Origin of the sequence: Streptomyces sp. PH10-H1 (assembly GCF_030063355.1) — a bacterium.
GTDB lineage: Bacteria > Actinomycetota > Actinomycetes > Streptomycetales > Streptomycetaceae > Actinacidiphila.
This window is the reverse complement of record NZ_JASISZ010000216.1, coordinates 1-1,079: the sequence shown is the minus strand read 5'-3', so window position 1 is coordinate 1,079 and position 1,079 is coordinate 1. Positions and strand designations below refer to the sequence as shown.

Genomic DNA, 1,079 nt, shown 5'->3' with positions numbered 1-1,079 from the left:
CGGCGGACTCAACCCTCCCAAGGAGACTTTCGATGTCCCGTATTGCCAAGGCAGCCGCCATCACCGCCGCCGCCGGCGCCATCCTGGCCACCGGCGCCGGCATCGCCGCCGCCGACGCTGACGCCCACGGCGCAGCCATCGGCTCTCCCGGCGTCCTGTCCGGCAACCTCGTCCAGGCCCCCATCCACGTGCCGATCAACGTATGCGGCAACACCGTTAACGCCCCCGGCGTCCTGAACCCGGCGTTCGGCAACGTCTGCCAGAACATCAGCAGCGATGACGACGACCACAGCGACCACAAGAGCGACAACAAGGGCGACAACAAGGGCGACTGGGCCGGCCACGACAGCTACAACCGCTGACCACCGCCCCACCACCATCACCCGGGCCGCCTGATCCCGGACGCCAGCCCGCACGGGATCAGGGGCAGACGCCCCTGATCCCGTGACGCGTCCCCCGGCGGCCCGGGGCTCGGGAGTGTGATAAGCCCACCAGCGGGGCCGCGCGAGTCGATGACCTCCTCCCGGCGAGTTCCGGTGGTGCCGCACCGTGTTGGTGAACAGGGGCAGCGTCTACCGGCTGGAGCTGGGCGACATGCTGCTGGCCGTGACCGCAGGCGGCGGCGACGGCCTGTTGGACGCGTTCTGTGACGCGATCAGTCTGAGCCCGCGCTCGGGCCGTGACTATCGGCTCGTCGCCTGCATCTGCACGCCGCCGCTGCGGGCGAAGATCGCTGCCACCGGCGTCCAGACCAACTGGAGCATCCTGCGCGAGGGCGCTCGGGCCGGCGCGGGCCGGGTTCCGCTCGACGAGGGCTACCGCAAGCTGCTGGTGCTGCTGGAGGAAGCCGCCGCGCAGGGCCGCGACCAGCTGAAGCTGCCCCCAGTACCACCAGGCACTGGGCACCGCCCCGGCACTCCGGGATCTGATGGACCCCCACCTGGGCGACGCCGCTAATACTGCAACCGCATGTGGGGGTGGTGGCCTCGGCGTTGGTAGTGGCATCTGCGGGCGCGGGCTTGGCTGCGGCGTCGGAAGCGTGACCAGTGCAGATGATGGTCGTTGTCCAGGTGGTGGGG

At 70.4% G+C, this 1,079-nt stretch carries 2 protein-coding genes; both read left to right on the top strand.

All coding sequences use genetic code 11. From position 1 onward, the window contains the following. Positions 1-32 precede the first annotated feature (32 nt). Entirely contained in the window at positions 33-362 is a 330-nt protein-coding gene (locus QMK24_RS41275; RefSeq protein WP_283472056.1) for a chaplin, read from the top strand. A 187-nt stretch (positions 363-549) separates the two neighbouring features. After that, complete coding sequence (locus tag QMK24_RS41270; RefSeq protein ID WP_283472055.1) at positions 550-957, top strand: hypothetical protein; 408 nt, start codon at positions 550-552, stop codon at positions 955-957. Positions 958-1,079: the final 122 nt, after the last annotated feature.